The following is a 21730-nucleotide window of genomic DNA, read 5'->3' on the forward strand; positions in this document are numbered from 1 at the left end:
GGGCTTTAAATTTTTAAAGCCCGGTATAAAAAAACCTGCACATGCTGCAGGTTTTTTTATGGCTTGAATTTCGCGTGAATTAGAATAATTTCACAGGAATGTCTAGCCAGATACGCCATTCGTTGGTGTCACCAATATAGCTAGATTGATAGTCATCACTCGCCCGGTAATAAGAGTGACGTAAGCGTAAGCTTGCATCTTTCAGGTGACCGGATTGAACGGTATATTTAACCTGGTTAAAAAATTCATGTTCCTGAGCATTGCTGGTGATTAATTCAGCGCGGTTATTCGGATTCGCAACATGGATATCCCAGCCATAAACAAAAGCCGTGGTCCAGTTTAAACCTGGAATGCCATGATTTTTGAAGTTATAGCTGTACTGTAGCTGAGCAGATTTTTCCTTATTGCCAATAAAGTCAGAAAGGTAAGAGTTTGGAAGGTACATGCTCTGACCGCCATCAGCATTTTCACCATAATCGTAACCAACATTGCCTGAGTTTTGTTGGTAAGCCAGCATGATATTGTGCACATCTTTGTTATAGGCACTTGAAACCGCCCAGATTGTATTATGACGGTCTGCCAGATCAGTCGTGGTCTGAGAGTAGGTATTGGCATCCTTGTCAAACTTAGTATGATATCCACTCAAATCTAAAGTTAAAGATGAATCATCTTTCAGGTCATGGGTAGAGTTGACACTCGCATAATGACGTTCCAGTTTATCTTTAACATCAACTCCATAATAAGAGGAGTTAAGGTGGTCATTGAAGTCGTATTTTGCACCCCAAACTACTGCACTTTTCAGATGACGGCCATCAGTACTAAGTTGATCTGAATATTGGTCTTTGGTGAATTTACCTGCTGTAAGCTTCAGCTTGTCTATTTCGTTACTTGTGACCAGTACCCCGGTAAAATACTCGGGAACCAGACGTGCGGTATTACTTGCGAGTACAGGAATATCAAGAACCTGAGTACCATAAGTAGCTGTCGTACTAGAAACACGAGCTTTCACATATGCCCCACCACGTGCCCAGGTACTATAAGGATCCACCCGGCCTTGGGCATCTTTGGCACCATTATTATGCAGGGGAATCATGTTATTCCCCGCGTGTGCATTTTTGCCTATCTTGAAAGATGCATCACCGATAATACCTGCACCAAAACCAACTACACCTTTAGTAAAGCCAGAGTCCAGTTTAACTATCGCCGTTTGAGCAGATGAGCGTGTATCCGCTACACCATTCTTTTTGTCACGGCTTAGAAAACCGGTGCGGAATAAAACCGTACCGTCAGCACCTTCAACAAAACCTTTAGCTTCAGCTTGTTCATTGGCATACACAGATGACACCAAAGCAGCTTGAATCATAACGATCAATGTTAATTTTTTTATATTTTGCATTGGGAGATGACCTTATACAAACTAGTAGAGAATTTTTAAGAATTGTATAAGAATTGATGGAAAAAATGTCATTTTTTATTGCAGATCTTCTATTAAAGTCTAATTTTTTTAACTCAAATTAAAAAATAGCGAAACTTAACGAAAATGGATTTATAACCATTTGGTAAAAAATTAATATAAACAAAAACCTGTTAGAAGGTAAAACTTATCTTTTTAAGAATGCAAAATAAGAAGAAATGGCTTTTATACTGAATAATGTGTAAAAAAATATGATCAAAAAATATGCACGATTTTTTGGCATAAATTTTGATCCTTTTAAAAACAGAATCAAAATAGGGCAAGTTGTAAATAATTATGTATAAGCCTTAAAAAACAAAGGAATGGTGCTTAAATCTTTTGAGTCAAGAAATCACCTAGCACATACTTTTTAGAATAATTTAAATTTTAATTTAAAAACAGAAACTTATGTATTAATCATTTTGTAGGTTTCATTGTTTCGAGTGTCCTTTATCCAGATTGGCATAGCTCTTGCAGTTTCGAGCTTGAGTTTAATCAATGACCATAAAAAACGTCTCAGACGATCTGGGGGAGTCACACAATGAAATCAACATTAAAAGTATTATCTCTTGCTTTATTGGGCGCTGCATCTTCTTTTACTTTTGCTGAGGAACCGGCTGCTGAACATACGGTATCTGGAAATATCAGCGTACTTTCAAGCTATAACCTGCGTGGTATTACCAATACGCCAGAAAATAAGGGCGCTACTTTACAGGGGGGGCTGGACTACAATCATGCTTCTGGTTTCTATGCAGGGTGGTGGGGTTCGACATTAGACTATGGTGATGATTTGCCCAATGCCTTTGAAAATGATTTTTATGCGGGCTATAACGGTTCAATCAATGAAGACTGGGATTATACAGCGGGTTTAACTTATTATTATTATTATGATATTGGCAATACAGGATCAAATGGTTTTGAAACCATGCTGGGTCTGACGTACAAAGATTTTGGTATGACTGCTCAAACATTACTGGAAGATCTTGATTGGGGTAATGCAGGGGATACCTATCTAAAAGGCACCTATAGCTATGCACTGCCAAAAGATTTTAGTCTGGATACTGCACTTGGCCTATATATTTATGCCAAAGATGGCGACATAAAAGGAACAGAAAACAGTTTCGGTTTCCGTCATTTCGATATCGGTCTAAGCAAGCCACTTGCTGATACAGGCATCACCGCCAGCATGAATTATATTTTTGGTGGTTATAACCGTTTTGAAGATAAACAGAAAAATAAAGTGGTATTAGGACTAGGCTACAGCTTCTAATCTTTGGTGTTTAAAAAAGGCGATCTCAGGTCGCCTTTTTTAATGTTCTAAATCTGCTGCTGCCCGCGATAAGATAAAGCCTCAGACAGATGCTGGCTTTGGATATCGGGACTTTGATGCAAATCGGCAATGGTACGTGCGACACGCAAGACCCGATGATAACCTCGGGCTGACAAATTTAATTTTTGCTGCGCCAGTTCAAGCATATTCTGAGCAGACTGATCTAATGCGGCATACTGCTCTAGCTGCTTCGGACTCAGACTCATATTCAAGGTGTTTTGCCGTTGCATCTGAATTTCATAAGCGGCAATGACGCGTTGTCTGACCGTTTCCGAGTTTTCTGTAGGTCTATTGTCCTGTAACTCATGCGCCTGTAATGGAGGTACATCAATATGCAAATCAATCCGGTCCAGCAGGGGGCCTGAGATCCGGTTCTGATAACGCTTAATACTTTCAGGCGAACATTGACAGCGGATATCCTGATTAAAGGCATAGCCACATGGGCATGGATTCATAGCAGCCACCAACTGGAAATTGGCGGGAAAAGTAATCTGGCGTGATGCCCGGGAAATGACAATTTCCTTTGCCTCCAAAGGCTGCCGTAAGACTTCCAGAACTTTGCGGTCGAATTCAGGCAGTTCGTCCAGAAATAAAACCCCTAAATGCGCCAGGGTAATTTCTCCTGGCTTGGGATGTGAACCACCACCGACCAGTGCCACTGCAGAAGCAGTATGATGCGGAGCCCGAAACGGGCGTTGCCCAAAAGGATGATTGGCATTCGCCACTGAATAGATACTGGCGACTTCCAGATTTTCCTGGCTCTTTAAAGGCGGTAAAATACTGGCCAATCGGGAGGCCAGCAAAGTCTTGCCTGTTCCAGGCGGACCACGAAACAGCAGGGAATGACCACCTGCTGCAGCAATTTCTAAAGCACGTCGTGGTCGTAATTGTCCTTTTACATCCGCAAGATCAAACTTATAAAAATGGTCTGTAGCAAGTGAACCGGATTCTATCTGCTGCAAGGACTGTGTCTGGGAAAGATGTTCACACACCTCTTTCAGATGATTGGCTGCGAAGACTTTAAAATCAGGGAGCTGACAGGCTTCCTGGGCATTTGGGCCAGGCAGGATCAGTTGATGCTGATCACTCTGACAGGCAATCGCAATACTCAGGGTTCCACTGACCGGACGTAATTGACCATCAAGGGCCAATTCTCCAATAAATTCAAGATGCTCGGTGCAATCTTCTGGGAGCTGGCCTGAAGCCACTAAAATGCCTAAAGCAATCGGTAAGTCCAGACGTGAGCCATCTTTTGGCAGATCTGCTGGCGCCAGATTAATGGTGAGACGTTTGGTGGGGAATTGAAAGCCGCTATTTAAAATAGCCGACCGTACCCGGTCTTTACTTTCCCGTACTGCTGCTTCTGGAAGTCCCACAATAGTGAGTGAAGGCATGCCCGAACTGACATGAACCTCGACTTCTATTAAAGGTGCATGCAGGCCAAGCAAGCCTCGCGTATAAATTTTGGCAAAAGACATTATTGTTGTTCCAATTTGGTGCGTTATTTTTATAAGTCTGGTGTCTTTTGTGCACTGTACTTGTGCTTATTTTTTGTTCGAAATCTTTTCTTCTAGTGCCTCAACCTGTTTGAGCAATTCATCCAGACGATAATTGGCTTTATTTAGGGCAGTGCGTTGACGTTCAATTTCTTCTTTAGACACCAGATCCATTTTAGCCACAGCTTCATTTAACAGGGCACGGAGATTATGTTCCAAATCTTTCTTAGGTTGTTCGACTTGCTGCATAATTGCTTGTAATAAGGTTTCAATCATCGTCTGATCCATTGCCATAGAAAGGAGCGCACAGTTTAGCATTGCTAAAATGCAGACTATAGTATTTCAGATAAAATATAGACTTATTCGGGCAGAGATATTGTAAAAATCCACATAAAAAATGTCTATTTTTTGAAGATTCAAGGACTTTATAAGTATAAAATAAGGTATAAATAGACCACATGCCGAGCTTTCTAATTTCCCCCGACCTTAGGGATCTTGGCATGAAATTTGAACGTAAAACCTTACTGGTGAAATAAGCCGAAGGAAAACAAACATGAAGCTCGTAACTGCAATTGTAAAACCTTTTAAATTAGATGATGTGCGCGAAGCATTGTCTGAAATTGGTGTTCAAGGCATCACTGTAACTGAAGTGAAAGGCTTTGGTCGTCAAAAAGGCCATACTGAACTCTATCGTGGTGCTGAATACGTTGTAGATTTCCTACCGAAAGTCAAAATTGAAATTGCCATCAGCGATGACATGGTTGACTCAGTAATTGAATCTATTACCCGTGTGGCTAGCACTGGAAAAATCGGTGACGGAAAAATTTTCGTAACTAACTTGGAACAAGTCATCCGTATTCGTACAGGTGAAACAGGGGCAGACGCTGTCTAACTTGGCACGAAGTTTGCTGGGTACCTAATAACTCACAAAAACTTGGTTGGGGGATACGATGAAAAAAATGCTACTCGCGTTCGGCATGGCCGGCGCTCTTTTTGGTGGTTCTGTTGCATGGGCTGAAGAAGCTGCAACAGCAACAACACCAACAGAAGAAATTGTGCTTGTTGAAGAAGCAGGCGATACAACACTAAATACAACAGAGACTACAGCAGTCATTGCTGAAGCAGCGCCAGTCGAAGCCGTAATACCTGCAGAAGAAGAACCAACGCTAGATACTGGTGATACCGCCTGGATTTTAACCTCGACCGCTCTGGTTTTATTGATGACCATTCCTGGTTTGGCGCTATTTTATGGCGGTATGGTCCGCAAGAAAAATGTCCTGGCGACCATGGCACATAGCTTTGTTGCTGCTGTAGTGGTCAGTATTGCCTGGGTCATTATTGGTTATACCCTCGCTTTCGGGGAAGGTAACGCCTTTATAGGTAGCCTGGATAAATTCATGTTAGCGGGAATCACCACAGAAGCACTTTCGGGCACGATTCCTGAAATCCTATTCGTGATTTTCCAAATGACTTTTGCCATTATTACGGTTGCCATCATCAGCGGTTCGATTGCAGAACGTATGAAATTTGGTGCTTTCGTTGCTTTCATCGCACTTTGGGTGGTGATTGTCTATGCCCCAATTACCCACTGGGTGTGGGGTGGCGGCTGGTTAGGTAACGATGGCGCGCTTGATTTTGCTGGTGGTACAGTCGTACATATCAACTCGGGTGTTGCTGGTCTGGTAGCGGCATATATGCTGGGCAAACGTATGGGCTTGGGCCGTGAATCTATGGCACCACATAACCTGACCCTTACAGTGATCGGAGCATCTTTGCTCTGGGTGGGCTGGTTCGGTTTCAATGGTGGTTCTGCATTAGGTGCAAACGGTTCTGCAGGCTATGCCTTGATCGTGACTCAAGTGGCAGCAGCAGCAGCAGCTATCTCTTGGTTAATCACTGAAAAACTGGTGCGTGGTAAAGCTTCTGTACTGGGTGGCGTATCAGGTGCAGTTGCAGGTCTGGTCGTGATTACTCCTGCTGCAGGTTTTGTGACCGTAGGCGGTGCGCTGGCGATGGGTCTGATCGGTGGTGTGGTGTGTTTCTGGGGGATTACAGCACTGAAACGCGCATTGAAAGCCGATGACTCTTTGGATGCTTTTGGCCTGCATGGCGTAGGTGGGATTGTAGGTGCGATTTTAACAGCCTTCTTTGCCAGCGAATTCATCATGGGTGACAATGCCCCTGCCAATGTTATGCATCAGCTGTGGGTTCAGGTTGAAGGGGTTCTTGCAACAATCGCTTATTCTGCAATCATGACCTTCATTATCCTCAAAGTCATTGACTTGATCATTGGAATCCGTGTGACATCTGATGATGAGCGTATGGGACTGGATTTGAGCCAACATGGCGAACGTGTCGAATAATAATAACTATCTCATAATCAATATATAGTGTAAAACAGCCCGAATGGGCTGTTTTTTTTCTATATGTTGCGTAAAGCTCTACAAAGTTTGTAATTTTTGCTACACTCGGAAATCATCTGGATTTGCTCAATTAAACCGCTATGCATTGCCCATTTTGCAATACTGCAGACAGTAAAGTGATTGATTCACGCCTGGCAGCTGAAGGCTGTCAGATTCGTCGTCGTCGTGAATGTGTCAGTTGTAATGAACGCTTCACTACCTTTGAAAGTTATGAAGTGGTGATGCCACGTGTCATCAAGTCAGATGGCAAGAATGAGCCTTTTGATGAAGCCAAACTACGTCGCTCCCTGATGCATGCCTTGCAAAAACGCCCGGTGACCCAGGAACAGATTGAAACCGTGCTAAGTGATATCCAGCTACAGATTCGCCGTCTAGGGGAGCGTGACGTGAAATCACGTACCATCGGTGAAATCGTGATGCAGTCTTTATTTGCTCTGGATCATGTTGCCTATGTACGTTTCGCTTCGGTTTATCAGGATTTTCAGGATGTCGAAGCTTTTCGTCATCAGATTGAACAGATGCAACAACGAGAATTACACGAATAAACATGGCTGAATTGAATCAAGATCGAATCTGGATGCAGCGTGCCATTGAATTGGCTCGTCAGGGGCAATATTCCACCAAACCGAATCCGAATGTCGGCTGTGTCATTGTTAAGGATGGCATCGTGATTGGTGAAGGCTTTCATCCCCAAGCCGGTCAGCCACATGCTGAAGTCTTTGCGCTGCGTCAGGCCGGTGAACAGGCACGTGGTGCAACCGCTTATGTGACTTTAGAACCTTGTGCGCATTATGGCCGGACACCGCCTTGTGCCAAAGGCTTGGTTGAGGCAGGCGTGGCAAAAGTTATTGTTGCCTGTCCTGATCCCAATCCGCTGGTGGCCGGCAAGGGTGTACAGATCCTGAAAGATGCCGGGATCGAAGTCAAGGTTGGTATTTGTGAAGATGAAGCGCATCAGCTGAATCAAGGTTTCCTGAAGGCTATGGCAACCGGCCAACCTTATGTGCGTTTAAAAATTGCCTCAAGCCTGGATGGCCGTACCGCGATGGCATCGGGTGAATCAAAATGGATTACCGGTGTGGAAGCACGTCAGGATGTACAGCACTGGCGTGCGATTTCAGGCGCGGTGATCACCGGGATTGATACGGTTCTTGCGGATGACTGTGAACTGAATGTGCGTCAACTGGACGGGATTGAAGATATCAAGACCGTGGTGCAACCAAAACGGATTATTCTGGACCGTCAGGGGCGTTTACCACTCAACGCAAAAATTTTAGCGCAAGCCGACACCGTGATGGTGATGGGGCCATTTCGTCAGGAGCTTGCAGAACTGGGTGTGCTACACTTGCCGGTACAGCCTTTAGCAGAATTATTAAAGCAACTGGTTCAGCAACATCAGATTTACGATGTGTTGGTGGAAGCAGGAGCCACTTTATCTACGGCATTTTTACAACAAAAATTGGTTGATGAACTGATCAGTTACGTTGCACCAACCCTATTAGGCCAGTCTGCGCGTACCATGTTTAATGCAGAATTCAGCCGTATGGCCGAACAACTCCGATTTAAGCTGCGCGATGTGACTCTCTTGGGTGATGACGTGCGCTTCAGGCTAATTCCTTTTCAAGAGACACTATGAGTTCAGAGCCTACGGTTTATCATAAACGTCGCCATGCGGCGCGTACCACCGATGAATATCTTTTCCATCAACTGGTTCCTTATCTGGGCAATAAGCGCCGTTTACTGCATTTGATTCTGGAAGCTCTGGAGAGTACAGGAACCCTGAAACGTAGCGATGGTCGTGCGCCAATCTTTGCTGATTTTTTTGCCGGTTCAGGTGTGGTTTCACGTTTGGCCCGCCAGAATGGTTATCGCGTGATTGCCAATGACTGGGAACCGTATAGCCATGCACTGAATCATGCGGTACTGGCCTGTACGGAAGCACCGGCATTTAAAGAGTTGGGTGGCTATCAGAAAGCCATTGACTACCTGAACCGTCTGCCTGAAGTCAAAGGCTGGGTCACGCACAACCTCTGTCCACGTAATGATGAAATCTATGATCCAGCCCGTGACCGTTTGTTCTTCAAACGCCGTAACGGCATGCGTATTGATGCGATTCGCCAGCAGATTGCCGCCTGGCAGGCCCAAGGTGCAATTGATGATGTGGAAATGTCTGCCTTGCTGGCCCCTTTGCTGTATTCAGCCAGTTTTGTCAGCAATACGTCTGGTGTTTTCAAAAGCTTCCACCATGGCTGGGGCGGGAAAACCCAAACTGCGCTGGAACGGATTGAATCATTGCTGTGGCTGACCCCAAGCCGTTTTTGCGAGTCGGATCAGAAAAAGGGAATGGCCGCAGAAATGTGGTGTGTCGATGCCCAGCATCTGGCCAACCAGATGAGCGGCTTTGAAGTAGACGTGGCTTATCTGGATCCACCGTATAATCAGCATGCGTATAGCAGTAATTATCATGTGTTGAATGCATTGACCTTATGGGATCAGGTCGATTTGCCAACCCCGGACACCAAAGGCTTTAAGAGCGGAATTGACCGGGCATGGCGTAAAGAGCGACCGAGCCAGTACAACTCTTCTAAATATGCCAAAGAAGCCTACGAGAGCCTGCTGGACACCATCAACGCGCGCTTTATTCTGACCAGTTATTCAACCGACGGGAATATCAGCGCCACCGATTTATTACAGGCCAACCTGAAACGTGGCCGGGTCAGCTTGCTGACCCAAGATGTACCGCGTTATCGTGTTAGTAAACAGCGTCAGTCCGAACGTGCCCGGGTACTGGAATTTATTGTGATTACGGATACGCATGCCAAGTCCGGTCCGCCAATCCGCCAGTTACTCAGCCAGTTGCATCATTATGCAGAATTGGGCGGTGTGGATACGACCGGCGTTAGTACCCAGCTGGCTCTCTGGTAAAAGAAATTTAAAGGAAATAAAAATGTTTACAGGTATTATCGAAAGCCTCGGCAAAGTCGAAAGTCTGCAAAGCGTTGGCGGTGATGTACGTTTGCGGATCCAGACCGATCTGGACATGTCCGATGTACATCTGGGTGATTCTATTGCGACCAACGGTATTTGCCTTACAGTCATTGACTGGGGCAAGAACTGGTATGCGGCTGATGTTTCGCGTGAAAGCCTGAACCGGACTACACTGGGTAACTGGAAAGCAGGCCAGCCTGTCAATGTCGAAAAAGCCATGTTGCCGACTACGCGTTTTGGCGGTCATATTGTGTCAGGTCATGTGGATGCAGTCGGCGAAATCACGCTGGTTCGTGAAGACGCCCGCTCGATTTATTATGAAGTGACGGCACCGGCCGAAATTGCCAAATACCTGGCAGAAAAAGGCTCGGTTACAGTCGATGGCATCAGTCTGACGATTAATCATTTGCGTGGCAGTGTCATTAGTCTCAACCTGATTCCGCATACAGCGGAGCGGACCAATATCGGTACCTGGAAGGTGGGAACCAAGGTCAACCTGGAAGTTGATGTACTGGCACGTTATATCGAACGTTTATTGCTGGGTGATAAAGCAGCTGAAACCACTGAACAATCGAAAATCAGCATGGATTTTCTGGCTGAAAACGGTTTCTTAAAATAAGAAAAATGTTGATTTACTGAACAGTCTGATTGAAAAATTAGACTGTTTTTTTATTTTTCGGGATAATCAGCAGTTCAACTTGCAAATATTGCCTGGGTGGACGGGTCGAATGCTCGATTTTTTACTTAACTTGGAACAGTCATTGCCGCTATTGCTCGATCAATACGGGGTATGGATTTATGCAATTCTGTTTCTGGTGATTTTTGCAGAAACCGGTTCTGTATTCTTCTTTTTTCTGCCGGGTGACAGCTTGTTACTGGCTGTGGGAGCGTTATGCGCCAGCAGTGATATCGTGACCTTGCATTCCATGGGGCTGTTGCTATTTACTGCTACAGTGCTGGGTTATAGCGTGAATTATTACACTGGGAAAGTTCTTGGTTTAAAATATTTCAATCAGCATTCACGTTTTTTTAAGCCAGAATATATGGTGAAAACCAATCACTATTTTATGAAACATGGTGGTAAAACTATCGTTATTGCGCGTTTTATTCCCTTTGTTCGCTCATTTGGCCCTTTTGCTGCAGGATCCGCCCATATGAGTTTTGCCACATTCAGCTTCTATAATATTGTGGGGGGTATACTCTGGATTGGCACTTTATTAAGTATTGGTTATCTGCTCGGAAATGCCGCTTTTATGCTGGCCGACTTTTTCTAGGATAAAACTAAAAAAGCCCGAATGTTCGGGCTTTTTATGTGAAAGGATGATCTAACTATTGCTTGGTTAATCAGAAAATTCAGAGTTTTGAATGATATACTCAATTTCTTCTTTGGCTGCAGCACGCATTTTCTCTCTAAGTGCATTGACTGTTTGTTCAATCACCGCTTCTGCCTCAAGTTCCAGGCGTAAACGCACACTTTCTAATTCGGATAAAATGTTCTGATCCTCAATCTGGATGCGGCCTTTGGCAAAGTCAAAAGTATGCTCAGGGTTTTTCTGAAAGCGGTCAACATAGTGCTGCACTTCAGTCTTTAGCTGCATATTAATTTCAGCAAGCATTTGGGTCTGTTCGCTCAATTTTCGCTGTTCTTCAAGACGTAACTGTTCTTGATAGGCCTGTTCCTCGGCACGCTTTTCGGCCAAAGCTTTTTCGAGTGCAAGCTGTTTGCGAATACGGGCTTCTTCAATCAATTCGGCCTTGCGCTGCGCATAGGCTGCTTCAATCTTGCGTTCAGATTCCTGCTGCAAGCGCTGCTCACGACTCTGCCATTCTTCCAAAGACGTTTCAGGTTTTAAAATATCGCAGATACGAGAGAGGTCATCGATAAAGGTCTGACGTACAGCTTCCGGCACATTTAACCAGCGCTGTTTAAAATCGGGACCTACATTTAATGCCACGTGCCTCTCCTTATGAATAATATCGGTTAAAGCTTATGGGTGTTTGGCTCAATGCCTAAACGACGATACTGTTTGAATTTTTCACGGCCCTGCTGTTTAGCCGTTTCTTGGTTTTCAATAATCTCAATAATGTGACTAAATTTCGCGTAAGGTTCAAGTGCTTCCGGATTAAAATTGAAAATAATCCAGTCAGACTCTTCAGGTAGCCTTGCCGAAATACAGACAGTGGCCTGAGGCTGGTCAATGCCATGGGGAATAAAACTGCCTGGATCAAAGCTCCACAGGCGTTCATCCAGCTGTTGCTGCAATTCGGCATTAGCACACAGTAACCAGATCCGCGCCGGCTGGCGCAGAATCTTGCGGCATAAACGGCAAGCGCTATCCACTTGCCGTTCAGGGCTTTTCTCAAATAAATAAAAGCTGACCTTAGCCATTCGATTGAACGCGGTTGGCCAGGAATTGCATTAATAATGGGACAGGACGGCCGGTTGCGCCTTTATTGGTACCTGAGTTCCATGCCGTGCCTGCAACATCCAGATGTGCCCAGCGATATTCACGGGTAAAACGTTGTAAGAAGCAGGCAGCAGTCACAGAACCGGCTTTTGGACCACCGATATTGCCAATATCTGCAAATGGTGAGTCAAGCTGTTCCTGATAGTCGTCCAGTACCGGCATACGCCATACTCGGTCAAACGAATCTTGGCCGGCAGTTTCCAGCTCTGCTGCCAGTTTATCATCTGGTGTGAACATACCGGTTAGCACTGAACCTAAAGCGACCACACAAGCACCAGTTAAAGTTGCAATATCAATCACTAAAGCAGGATTGAAACGTTTTACATAAGTCAGGGTGTCGCATAGCACCAGACGGCCTTCGGCATCGGTATTCAGGATTTCGACGGTCTGACCACTCATTGTGGTCACGATATCGCCAGGACGGGTGGCTTTGCCTGAAGGCATATTCTCTGCTGCAGCAATGGTACCTATGACATGCAATGGTAAGCGGGACTCACACAATGCACGCATCGTGCCGAGCACAGAGGCTGCACCGCACATGTCGTATTTCATTTCGTCCATGCCTGCGCCTGGTTTGAGAGAAATACCGCCGGTATCAAACGTAATGCCTTTACCTACCAGCACGACCGGTGCTTCGCTACGCTCTGACTGATACTCTATGCTGATAATACGGCCCGGACGCTCTGAACCCTTACTTACTGCAAGGAAGGCACCCATGCCTAAATCTGCCATCTGCTGTTCGTCCAGCACCGTGACTTTAAGCAGGTCTGGATATTCAGCGGCCAAAGCCACCGCCTGTTCTGCAAGATATTCAGGGAAACAGATATTGCCTGGACGGTTACCTAGGTCACGTGCCAAGTTTTGTCCGTTCTGCACTGCTTGTACCAGTTGCAACTGTTCGGTAGTTAATACGCTATGGGTGGCAATCAGGTCGATCTGCTCAAGTACAAATTCATTTTTCTTGGATTTGTATTCATCATAACCATAGCTGGCCTGAGTTAGAAACAGGGCAAACAGATAATGGAATTCTTGTGGAAGCTGGTTCAGGTCTACAGAAATCTGTTTGAATTTTTTTTGAGTGGCCTGAATAATAGTCTGTGCGATTTTTGCAAGTTTGGCCGGTTGCAGTTCAGCAACTTTGCCCAAGCCGATCAGTGCGGCATGGCTAGACTGACTTACCTGACCAATTAGGCTCAGGCTTTCGGCCAATGCTGCCTTGAATTGAGAGGCTTCAATTAATGTGTCTAAATTATTGATTTGATAGGTTGCTGTTGTATTCTGAAGCTGTTCTGAGTCAACTAAAATCAACAAAGATTGACTTGATCCATTCTCTGGGAATGACGTATTAATTGTAAGTTTCATATTCTGTTTTCACGCCTGTCTAGATTGGTAAATCATTCAGTCATTGAAACATTTATCTGAATAGATTTTCAATGGGCTGAGCGGCTTAGGTTTTATATTTTTGCTATTCGGGTAAACTAGCACTCGTTTTATAGACCTTATTTTGGAAGAATTAATTTGATTATTCGGCGTTATCTGGTCAAGCAAGTTATCTCGACATCCTTGGTGGTGATTGCCTTATTGACTTTGATCATGATGGGTGGTCGACTGATCAAGTATTTTGGGGTCGCTGCACAAGGCCGTCTGGATGCAGGCATTCTATTTAGCATTATTGGCTACCGGCTGCCTGAATTCTTGACCCTGATTCTTCCACTCGGTTTCTTTATTGGACTGATGCTGGTTTTTGGCCGTTTATATGTCGATCATGAAATGGCCGTCCTGAATGGTAGTGGTGTCAGCCGGCATCAACTGGCGCGCTTGCTAGTGCCGATGACCCTGGTATTTTTGATTGCTCAGGCGGGACTCATGCTCTGGGCTGCACCTTGGGGAATACGCCAGTTTGAAGCCCTGACCACCAGTCAGGCGGTACGTACCGGTTTTGATCTGGTACGACCCAAAGAATTTATCTCTTCCGGACCCTATACCATTTATGCGGGTGACCTGTCTGAAGACCGTAAAAACTTAAAAGATATATTCTTCTATCAGCGCGCGCAAAAAGAAGGCAAGCCGGATGTGATGATTCTGGCACAGGAAGCGACCCGAATCGAAATACCAAATGATGCTGCCAATGTGGTAGATCTGGTCCAAGGGCGCCGTTATGAGATTTATCCGGGTACGCCGCAGTATACTCAAGCTGAATTTGAAAGTTATCGTCTGCGCCTGGAAAGTAATGAAGAAGTAGAGTTTGCCAGTACTGATGTTGAAGCCTTGCCGACTTCGCAATTATGGAAGAACCGTCAGGATCCTGTGGTGGCTAGTGAACTGGGCTGGCGGGTGTTTGTGCCTTTTGCCATTCTGATTGCCCTGATCCTGGCTGTAGCCTTGTCTGAGGTAAGTCCACGACAGGGTCGTTATCTTAAGTTATTTCCTGCCCTCATGATCTTTGCCAGTCTGATTGTGGCCCTGATGGCAGTAAAGACCCGGATCAGTAAACAGGAAATGGGAATCTGGGCCTATCCATTGATCCTGATTGCCTATGCAATTGCAGGTGCCTTGTTCTCACGTAAACAGAAATTGGGTCCGAAAATCAAGAAACAGATTCAGCGAGTGAGGTCTTAACAATGTTGGCACGTCGTATAGTTGCAAAACATGTGACCCAAACCACTGCGCTGGCCATGCTGGGTGCAACCGCGGTATTGGCGGGTTTACAGGTTTTATTCACTTATCTGGGTGAGCTGGGCTCACTCAAAGAAGGCTATGGCGCCTGGGATGCCTTGAAATATGTACTCTGGGAAGCGCCGAAATATTTGTATGAAATCCTGCCGATTTCTGCACTGATTGGTGCAGTATTGGGATTGGGCACATTAGCTTCGAATAGTGAGCTGATCGTGATGCGTTCGGTGGGTGTAAGCTTATGGCGTATAGTCGGCTGGGTCATCCGTTCAGCCCTGTTGCTGGTGGTGTTGTCTTTTGCCTTAAGTGAGTGGGTGATTCCGTATACCACTGAACAGGCTAAAAGCGTCAAGAGTGCCAGTAAAGCCGCTCAACTCGGTGAAGTCCGTGGTTACTGGACCCGCGAAGGTCAGCGCTTTATTTATATCGATTATGCCAACTCCAAAGGTCAGCTGAAAAATGTGCAGATGCTGGATTTCGATGACAATTACCGTTTACGTGGCACTTTAGAGGCTAAAGAGGGTGAGTTTGTCAAAGATGGAGCCTGGAAATTAAACAGTACCGAACAGTTTGATATTTTAAAAGATGGCAATGCGACTCTGGTGCAACATGCTGAACAGCCACTGGCTCTAGCCTTGCAACCGAAATATGTGCATATGGTGACGATTGATCCAGAAGATTTATCGCCAAGCCAGCTAGTGAGCTTTATGAGCTATATGCATGAATACAGCCAAGTGCCTAAAACCTATCAGTTGGCCTTCTGGCAGAAAGTCGGTTCCCCATTTGCCCTGATCGCTTTGGTAGTGATTGCCTGTTCGTTTATTTTCGGGCCGTTGCGTCAGCAATCTATGGGTTTCCGTCTGGTGATCGCCTTATTTGCCGGACTGGGTTTCTTCTATCTGCAGGATTTCCTCGGTTATGCCAGTCTGATTTATGCACCCTCACCAGCCTGGTTCGTATTTATTCCCATTCTGATCATGTTTGGTATCGGAGGATATCTGCTGCATCGGGCACGCTAAATCACAGGGAAATAGAACAAATCAATCATCATGAGAGGCCTAAACCATACCCGGGTCATGGCCTCTTTTTATAAACTTCGCTAAAATAGAGCGATTAATTCGTAGACGAACAGAGTATTTCATTATGACGGATGCAACTGCTGGCAAAATCCCTCACGTTTTGGTGATTATGGATGGTGTGGGTCATCGCGAAGCGGTCGAAGACAATGCGTTTTTAGCAGCTAAACGACCAAATTTAACTGCAATGCAGAACAAGCATCCACATGGTTTGATCTCGGGTTCAGGTGAAGATGTTGGCCTGCCGGATGGCCAGATGGGTAACTCGGAAGTCGGACATATGAACCTCGGTGCAGGCCGTGTGCTGTATCAGGACTTTACCCGAATTACCAAAGACATTCGTACAGGTGACTTCTTTGAACATGAAGTGCTGGTCGATGCAGTAGAGAAAGCCAAAGCTGCAGGTGGGGCAGTACATTTGCTTGGCCTTTTGTCTGAAGGCGGTGTGCACTCACATGAAGATCATATCGTGGCGATGGCAGAGCTCGCACTGAAACGTGGTGCCAAAGTCTATTTACATGCATTTTTAGATGGTCGTGATACACCGCCTAAAAGCGCACAGCCTTCATTAGAAAAACTCGATGCACTATTTGCGCAATATCCAGGTCAAGGTCGTATTGCGACCATGATCGGCCGTTATTTTGCCATGGACCGTGACAATCGCTGGGATCGTGTTGAACAGGCCTATCGTCTGCTGACTGAAGGTGAAGCGGTTCGTAACACAGCAACTGCAGTCGAAGGTCTGGAACAGGCCTATGCAGCTGGTGAGTCGGATGAGTTTGTCAAAGCGACCCGTATTGGCGAGCTGGCAAAAATTCAGGATGGCGATAGCGTGGTGTTCATGAACTTCCGTGCTGACCGTGCCCGTGAATTGACCCGCGCATTTGTGGAAAAAAACTTTGCCGGTTTTGAACGTAAAGTGGTGCCAAATCTGGCGAAGTTTGTCATGCTGACGCGTTATCAAGCCACGATTGATGCACCTGTGGCGTATATGCCTGAAGCATTGGTCAACTCGATTGGCGAATACCTGTCAAACCTGGGCAAAACCCAGCTGCGTATTGCGGAAACAGAAAAGTATGCCCATGTGACTTTCTTCTTCAGTGGCGGTCGTGAAGACGAATATCCGGGTGAGAAACGTATCCTGATTCCATCGCCAAACGTAGCCACTTATGACCTTAAACCGGAAATGAGTGCTTATGAAGTGACTGATGAACTGGTTGCTGCGATCAATTCAGGTGAATTTGACCTGCTGGTGGTGAACTATGCCAATGGGGATATGGTCGGCCATACTGGCGTATTCGATGCTGCGGTAAAAGCAGTTGAAGCGGTTGATACCTGTTTGGGTCGGGTTTACGAAGCCGTGATGGCGCAAAAAGGTCATATGATTGTGACTGCCGATCATGGTAACGTTGAGCAGATGCAGGACTACCACAGTGGTCAGGTACATACCCAGCATACGACTGAATTGGTTCCATTTATTTATGTCGGCCCAACTCAGGCCACAATCGTGGAAGGTGGGGTGCTGGCAGATGTCGCACCGACTTTATTAAGCCTGATGCAAGTTCCGGTACCGGCTGAAATGCAGGGCCGTAACCTGATTCAGCTTGATGCATAATCTTTAATAAAATTCTGAAAAGGTAAAAGAATGACAAGAACACGCTGGAAGTCTGTCGTAATACCATGCTTACTGATGTGTTTGAGTCATTCGGCCTGGAGTGCTGGCTCCGACGAGCCGGCATTCGATGATATGGAAATGGATGGACAGGTGTATTCTGAAATTCCTGTGGCTTCCATTCAGGAATTCGTGCAAATTTATGGCATTGTAAAAGACAATTATATTCAAGATAAAAATGACGATGCCTTGTTTCAGCAAGCCATTCAGGGCCTGGTCAGTGGCCTGGACCGCTATTCCCGTTATTTGTCTCCTGAAGATTATAAACAGCTGCGTGAATATACCGAAGGAGAGCTGGCCAGCATTGATTTCGACCTGCAGTTTGATCCACGACTGAAGCAATGGGTGATTCGAGGTCTGAGTGACGACGCCGATTCAGCCAAACAGGGTCTGCGAAATGGTGTCACCGTTTATAAAATTGACGATCAGGTATTAAGCAGCCTGAATCAGGTGCAGGTCCGGCAATTACTCAGTGGAGCAGTTGGCTCTACGCTCACGGTTCAGCTTTCTCCCCAAAGTCCGGCCTTTCGTCTGGTACGCAATACCAAGCTGGATACCGAAATTAAATCGAGCTTGCACAATAATCAGGTCCTGGTTTTACAGGTTAAAGTTTTTCAGCAAGATACTGCCAATGAAATCAAACGACTGATTGAAAGTTATTCGGATAAACGCTTAAAAGCCGTATTATTTGATCTGCGCAATAACCCGGGGGGCTTACTCTCTGCAGCAGTGGAATCTGCCGATTTATTTTTGAATCAGGGCGTGATTGTATCGACCAAAAGCCGGGCTGAAGGTAACCAGCAATTTCAGGCCTTGCCGAGTTTTGAGTTTCAGAATCTAAAAGTTGGGGTGCTGATTAATAACCGCTCGGCTTCTGCAGCAGAAGTCTTTACTGCCGCCTTAAAAGAGCATAACCGTGCCTGGGTAGTGGGTGAAAAAAGCTATGGCAAAGGGGTGGTACAAAAACTCTTTCCTTTAAGCAACGGTTCGGCTCTACAGATGACCGTATCGCAATACTTTAGCCCGAGCGGGCAGATGATTGAAGGACGGGGAATACAGCCGCATTTCAATTATCCATTCAAGCAGGAGATGCGTGAGGAGAGCTATCTGGACCATGTCACAGACTTGCTGCTCCAGCAAAAATAATTATTCGTCTTCTTCAGTATCGAGTCCGAACTTTTTTAAACGATAGCGCAGGGAACGGAACGACATGCCGAGTTTCTTGGCGGCCAGTGTCCGATTCCAGTGGGTCATATTCAGCGCATTCAGTAAAATTTCTTTTTCTACCTTTTCCAGATATAGCTCCAATCCTTCTTCAGGCAGCTTTCTAGGGGCAATCAGGGTTTCGGTCGCAATGATCTCGCTCGTAAGTGTATTTATCTCCTGAGAGCTGTTTAGTGCCTGACGTAGGGGTGCACTCTGCAGATGCTGAAGATCAATCCGTTCTTCATCACTCAAGGTAATTGCACGTTCCATAATATTACGCAATTCACGTACATTACCGGGGTAATATTGCCCCAATAAAAACTCTTTACTGCGTTCAGTCAGTTTTTTATTGGGAATTCCCCATTCCTGGCAAATTTTCTGAATAAAGTGTTCAGCCAGTAACAGAATATCTTGGCCGCGTTCACGCAGCGGCGGTAAAGTCAGATCCATGACATGAATACGGAAATATAAATCCTGACGGAATTTCCCTTGTTGCACTAAGGCTTCCAGATCCTGATGGGTGGCACTGATCACGCGGAAATCCACATCAATTTCGGTATCTGAACCGAGTGGACGAATACGTTTTTCCTGTACGGCACGTAACAGTTTGACCTGCATGGAAAGTGGCAGTTCTGCAATTTCATCCAGAAACAGGCTGCCACCATGTGCAGATTGAATCAGGCCCTGTTTGTCCTGCGCAGCGCCGGTAAAGCTGCCTTTTTTATGTCCAAACAGTTCGCTTTCCATCAGTTCAGTCGGAATGGCACCACAGTTGATTGCAATAAAAGGCCCTTCATTACGGTTGCTCAGGCGGTGGACCAGATTGGCTACCACTTCCTTGCCAGTGCCGGATTCACCTGTGATAAAAACCGGCGCCTGGGATCGGGCAATTTTTTGTAAGGTAATACGTAATTGCTGAATCGGCAGGGATTGTCCAATCAGCATTTTATGTTCGAGCGCTTCATTCGGATTATTATGCGAATAATCTACCGGTTTATTCAGGGCCTTTTGGAGTAGCTGTTCCAGGTGTTTCTGGTTAACCGGTTTACTGACAAAATCAAAAGCCCCTGCTTTAAGTGCAGCAATGGCGATTTCCATGTTGCCATAGGCAGTCAGGACCGCAACCGGAACTGCGGGATAGAGCTTACCAATCCAGTCCACTAATTCCAGGCCATTGCCATCGGGCAGGTTCAGGTCAGTCAGACAGGCATCATATTGATGATTGGCAAGATATTTTTTAGCATCTTCTAGTCGATGGGTAATGTGGGTACGAATTCCCATACGCAGTAGTGACATTTGCATGAGGGTACATAAATCCTCCTCATCATCCACCAAGAGTACTAGTGGTTGTTGTTCCCCATTCATCTTCCTTGACCCCTTTATAGCGTGATACGTTGACAGCTGATGCGAAAGCATGCGCCCTGTTCTTGTTGTATATAGTTTAATTGTGCCTGATTTGCTTCACAAAAACTATGTGATAAATACAGTCCTAATCCGGTACCGCTAATTGAAGTGCTAAAAAAGGGTTTAAACAGTAAGGCCTGGTCATGTACAGCCACGCCCGAGCCAAAATCCCGTATGTCAATCCAGACCCGATGTTCATAGGGATGCACATTCAGCTGAATATAGGCTGCATCTGCTGCATTGTGGCGAATGGCATTACGAATCAGGTTAATCAGGATTTGCCGGAACTGTGCTTCATCAAACTGAATCATGAGGGGGATATCAATATTAAATTGAATCTGATCGCGAATATCAGCCAGATCTTCCTGGATAAATAACGGGATAAATTCATTAAGATGAATCGGCACCGGATGGGTTTCTTTATTTTTGACCATATTCAGTGTGTCCTGAATAATCCGGTCAATCCGGGTGGCCTGTCGGCCAATCATCTGCTGGAGTAGCTGTTGCTGTTCAGTTTCCGAGTCCAGATATAAATCATTGGCCTGCACAATGGCTGCCAGGGGATTGCGAATTTCATGCGCAATACTGGCAGAGAGCTGACCTAAAGCAGCAAGTTTGAGCTGTTGCACTTGCTGATTCAGCTTTTTGGCATCCTGCAACACAAGCAGCATGAGGGTCTGGTGCGGTACAATCAGCTTTTGTACCTGCACATGAATGTTATAGCGACTTTGCTGGGAATCAAACTGAAAACGCTCACCATTTTCCAGCGTTTCAAACTGGATCAGTTCAAATAAATCAGGTTGTGAGTGGTATAAGGTGAACTTTTCATGGCCATATTTCGATTCAATTCCCAGAAGATTGCAGGCGGCAGGATTGCTGAGTACCACATGATAGTTTTCATCCAGTACCAGATAGCCGGTTTCGATCTGTTCCAGAATATAGCGGTTGATATTCTGTAAGCGATACAGTTCTAGAGATTGAGAAAAGTTTAGATTTTCCAGAATCTGAAAACGGCGTACGGCAATTTGTCCGGTGCCATAAACCATAAAGAATAAAAAAGCCAGTAAGGCACTATTACTGATATTACTCAGCGAAGAAAATGCAAAAATGCTGCCGATAAAATGCTGGTAAATTACGCTGATAACCGCAACCAGCGTGACCACCAAGGCTTTTTTTGCATCCAACAATAAGGATGCAGAAAAGATGGTGATTACAAACAGCAGTCCGATCTGCAAATTAGGACCATCACTGGCCAAGGTCAGCAAACTTAAAATGCAGACATCGCTAAAGAAAATCATGATCAGCTGCGGCTGGATCAGATGTCTGATCCATTTCAATGCAAACAGCTGTACAGTATTGATCGCTACCCCGATTCCCAGCGCATAATAATACAGCTGAGGATATTGGTAATCTATATTTACTTCGGGATAGGTCAGCAGAAAAATCAGCAGCAGACCGGTACTGATCAGCAGGCGATAAGCGCTATACCAGATACCTAGATGATATTGATTCAGTTCAGCATAGTTTTTTTGTTGTGCCAT

Annotated in this window: 20 protein-coding genes; 12 read left to right on the plus strand and 8 right to left on the minus strand. The window is 45.5% G+C overall.

Going from position 1 to position 21730, the window contains the following annotated elements; translation table 11 throughout:
- Positions 1–79 precede the first annotated feature (79 nt).
- Positions 80–1396 (minus strand): OprD family outer membrane porin, encoded by a 1317-nt coding sequence (locus AY607_RS08530; RefSeq protein WP_064102343.1) that lies wholly within the window; start codon positions 1394–1396, stop codon positions 80–82.
- A 598-nt stretch (positions 1397–1994) separates the two neighbouring features.
- Here AY607_RS08530 and AY607_RS08535 point away from each other — a divergent pair.
- The gene (locus tag AY607_RS08535; protein ID WP_064094676.1) at positions 1995–2723 is read left to right on the plus strand and encodes a TorF family putative porin; all 729 of its coding nucleotides are present in this window, start codon (positions 1995–1997) and stop codon (positions 2721–2723) included.
- A gap of 47 nt (positions 2724–2770) precedes the next feature.
- On the opposite strand, the gene AY607_RS08540 is transcribed toward AY607_RS08535, so the two are convergent.
- Together AY607_RS08540 and AY607_RS08545 are read right to left on the minus strand one after the other, a co-directional pair.
- The gene (locus tag AY607_RS08540) at positions 2771–4261 is read right to left on the minus strand and encodes a YifB family Mg chelatase-like AAA ATPase (protein WP_064102344.1); all 1491 of its coding nucleotides are present in this window, start codon (positions 4259–4261) and stop codon (positions 2771–2773) included.
- A 66-nt stretch (positions 4262–4327) separates the two neighbouring features.
- Positions 4328–4555 carry an accessory factor UbiK family protein gene (locus tag AY607_RS08545; protein WP_064095169.1) on the minus strand — a complete coding sequence of 76 codons (228 nt, stop codon included), beginning with the start codon at positions 4553–4555 and terminating at the stop codon, positions 4328–4330.
- Positions 4556–4832: 277 nt separating this feature from the next.
- Here AY607_RS08545 and glnK point away from each other — a divergent pair, with 277 nt between their 5' ends.
- From glnK to AY607_RS08580, 7 genes are all read left to right on the plus strand, one after another.
- A complete protein-coding gene (gene glnK, locus AY607_RS08550; RefSeq protein WP_005094485.1) occupies positions 4833–5171 on the plus strand; it encodes a P-II family nitrogen regulator in 339 nt (112 codons plus the stop codon).
- Between the two features lie 58 nt (positions 5172–5229).
- Positions 5230–6642 (plus strand): ammonium transporter, encoded by a 1413-nt coding sequence (locus tag AY607_RS08555; RefSeq protein WP_064102345.1) that lies wholly within the window; start codon positions 5230–5232, stop codon positions 6640–6642.
- A 140-nt stretch (positions 6643–6782) separates the two neighbouring features.
- The gene (gene nrdR, locus AY607_RS08560; RefSeq protein ID WP_064094673.1) at positions 6783–7247 is read left to right on the plus strand and encodes a transcriptional regulator NrdR; all 465 of its coding nucleotides are present in this window, start codon (positions 6783–6785) and stop codon (positions 7245–7247) included.
- A 2-nt stretch (positions 7248–7249) separates the two neighbouring features.
- A complete protein-coding gene (ribD, locus tag AY607_RS08565; RefSeq protein WP_064102346.1) occupies positions 7250–8338 on the plus strand; it encodes a bifunctional diaminohydroxyphosphoribosylaminopyrimidine deaminase/5-amino-6-(5-phosphoribosylamino)uracil reductase RibD in 1089 nt (362 codons plus the stop codon).
- A complete protein-coding gene (locus AY607_RS08570) occupies positions 8335–9627 on the plus strand; it encodes a DNA adenine methylase (RefSeq protein ID WP_064094671.1) in 1293 nt (430 codons plus the stop codon). Before ribD ends, AY607_RS08570 begins: the two co-directional genes overlap by 4 nt.
- 22 nt (positions 9628–9649) lie before the next feature.
- On the plus strand, positions 9650–10309 hold the full coding sequence (locus tag AY607_RS08575) for a riboflavin synthase (protein ID WP_064094670.1): 660 nt from the start codon (positions 9650–9652) through the stop codon (positions 10307–10309).
- Positions 10310–10418: 109 nt separating this feature from the next.
- Positions 10419–10964 (plus strand): VTT domain-containing protein, encoded by a 546-nt coding sequence (locus AY607_RS08580; RefSeq protein ID WP_064094669.1) that lies wholly within the window; start codon positions 10419–10421, stop codon positions 10962–10964.
- A gap of 66 nt (positions 10965–11030) precedes the next feature.
- Here AY607_RS08580 and AY607_RS08585 read toward each other — a convergent pair whose 3' ends face one another.
- From AY607_RS08585 to AY607_RS08595, 3 genes are read right to left on the minus strand one after another with little or no spacing between them, the layout of a single operon-like run.
- Positions 11031–11645, minus strand: coding sequence for a hypothetical protein (locus tag AY607_RS08585; RefSeq protein WP_064102347.1), 615 nt, complete (start codon positions 11643–11645; stop codon positions 11031–11033).
- A 26-nt stretch (positions 11646–11671) separates the two neighbouring features.
- The gene (locus tag AY607_RS08590; protein WP_064094667.1) at positions 11672–12079 is read right to left on the minus strand and encodes a DNA polymerase III subunit chi; all 408 of its coding nucleotides are present in this window, start codon (positions 12077–12079) and stop codon (positions 11672–11674) included.
- Positions 12072–13520, minus strand: a complete 1449-nt coding sequence (locus AY607_RS08595) for a leucyl aminopeptidase (protein ID WP_064102348.1) — start codon at positions 13518–13520, stop codon at positions 12072–12074. The genes AY607_RS08590 and AY607_RS08595 overlap by 8 nt, the downstream gene beginning before the upstream one ends.
- Before the next feature lie 156 nt (positions 13521–13676).
- Between AY607_RS08595 and lptF the strand changes: the two genes are divergently transcribed.
- The 4 genes from lptF to AY607_RS08615 all read left to right on the plus strand — a co-directional run bounded on the left by lptF (position 13677) and on the right by AY607_RS08615 (position 18725).
- Positions 13677–14777 carry an LPS export ABC transporter permease LptF gene (lptF, locus tag AY607_RS08600; RefSeq protein ID WP_064094665.1) on the plus strand — a complete coding sequence of 367 codons (1101 nt, stop codon included), beginning with the start codon at positions 13677–13679 and terminating at the stop codon, positions 14775–14777.
- Positions 14778–14779: 2 nt separating this feature from the next.
- Positions 14780–15850, plus strand: a complete 1071-nt coding sequence (gene lptG / locus AY607_RS08605; protein WP_064094664.1) for an LPS export ABC transporter permease LptG — start codon at positions 14780–14782, stop codon at positions 15848–15850.
- A 124-nt stretch (positions 15851–15974) separates the two neighbouring features.
- Positions 15975–17522: a 2,3-bisphosphoglycerate-independent phosphoglycerate mutase gene (gpmI, locus tag AY607_RS08610; RefSeq protein ID WP_064102349.1), complete on the plus strand. Its 1548-nt coding sequence runs from the start codon at positions 15975–15977 to the stop codon at positions 17520–17522.
- Positions 17523–17552: 30 nt separating this feature from the next.
- Positions 17553–18725 carry a S41 family peptidase gene (locus AY607_RS08615; protein ID WP_064102350.1) on the plus strand — a complete coding sequence of 391 codons (1173 nt, stop codon included), beginning with the start codon at positions 17553–17555 and terminating at the stop codon, positions 18723–18725.
- Here AY607_RS08615 and AY607_RS08620 read toward each other — a convergent pair whose 3' ends face one another.
- A complete protein-coding gene (locus tag AY607_RS08620; protein WP_064094661.1) occupies positions 18726–20150 on the minus strand; it encodes a sigma-54-dependent transcriptional regulator in 1425 nt (474 codons plus the stop codon).
- Positions 20151–20164: 14 nt separating this feature from the next.
- Positions 20165–21730, minus strand: a complete 1566-nt coding sequence (locus AY607_RS08625; RefSeq protein WP_064095168.1) for a sensor histidine kinase — start codon at positions 21728–21730, stop codon at positions 20165–20167.

It is taken from the genome of Acinetobacter sp. SFA, from assembly GCF_001647535.1.
Lineage (GTDB): Bacteria > Pseudomonadota > Gammaproteobacteria > Pseudomonadales > Moraxellaceae > Acinetobacter > Acinetobacter pecorum.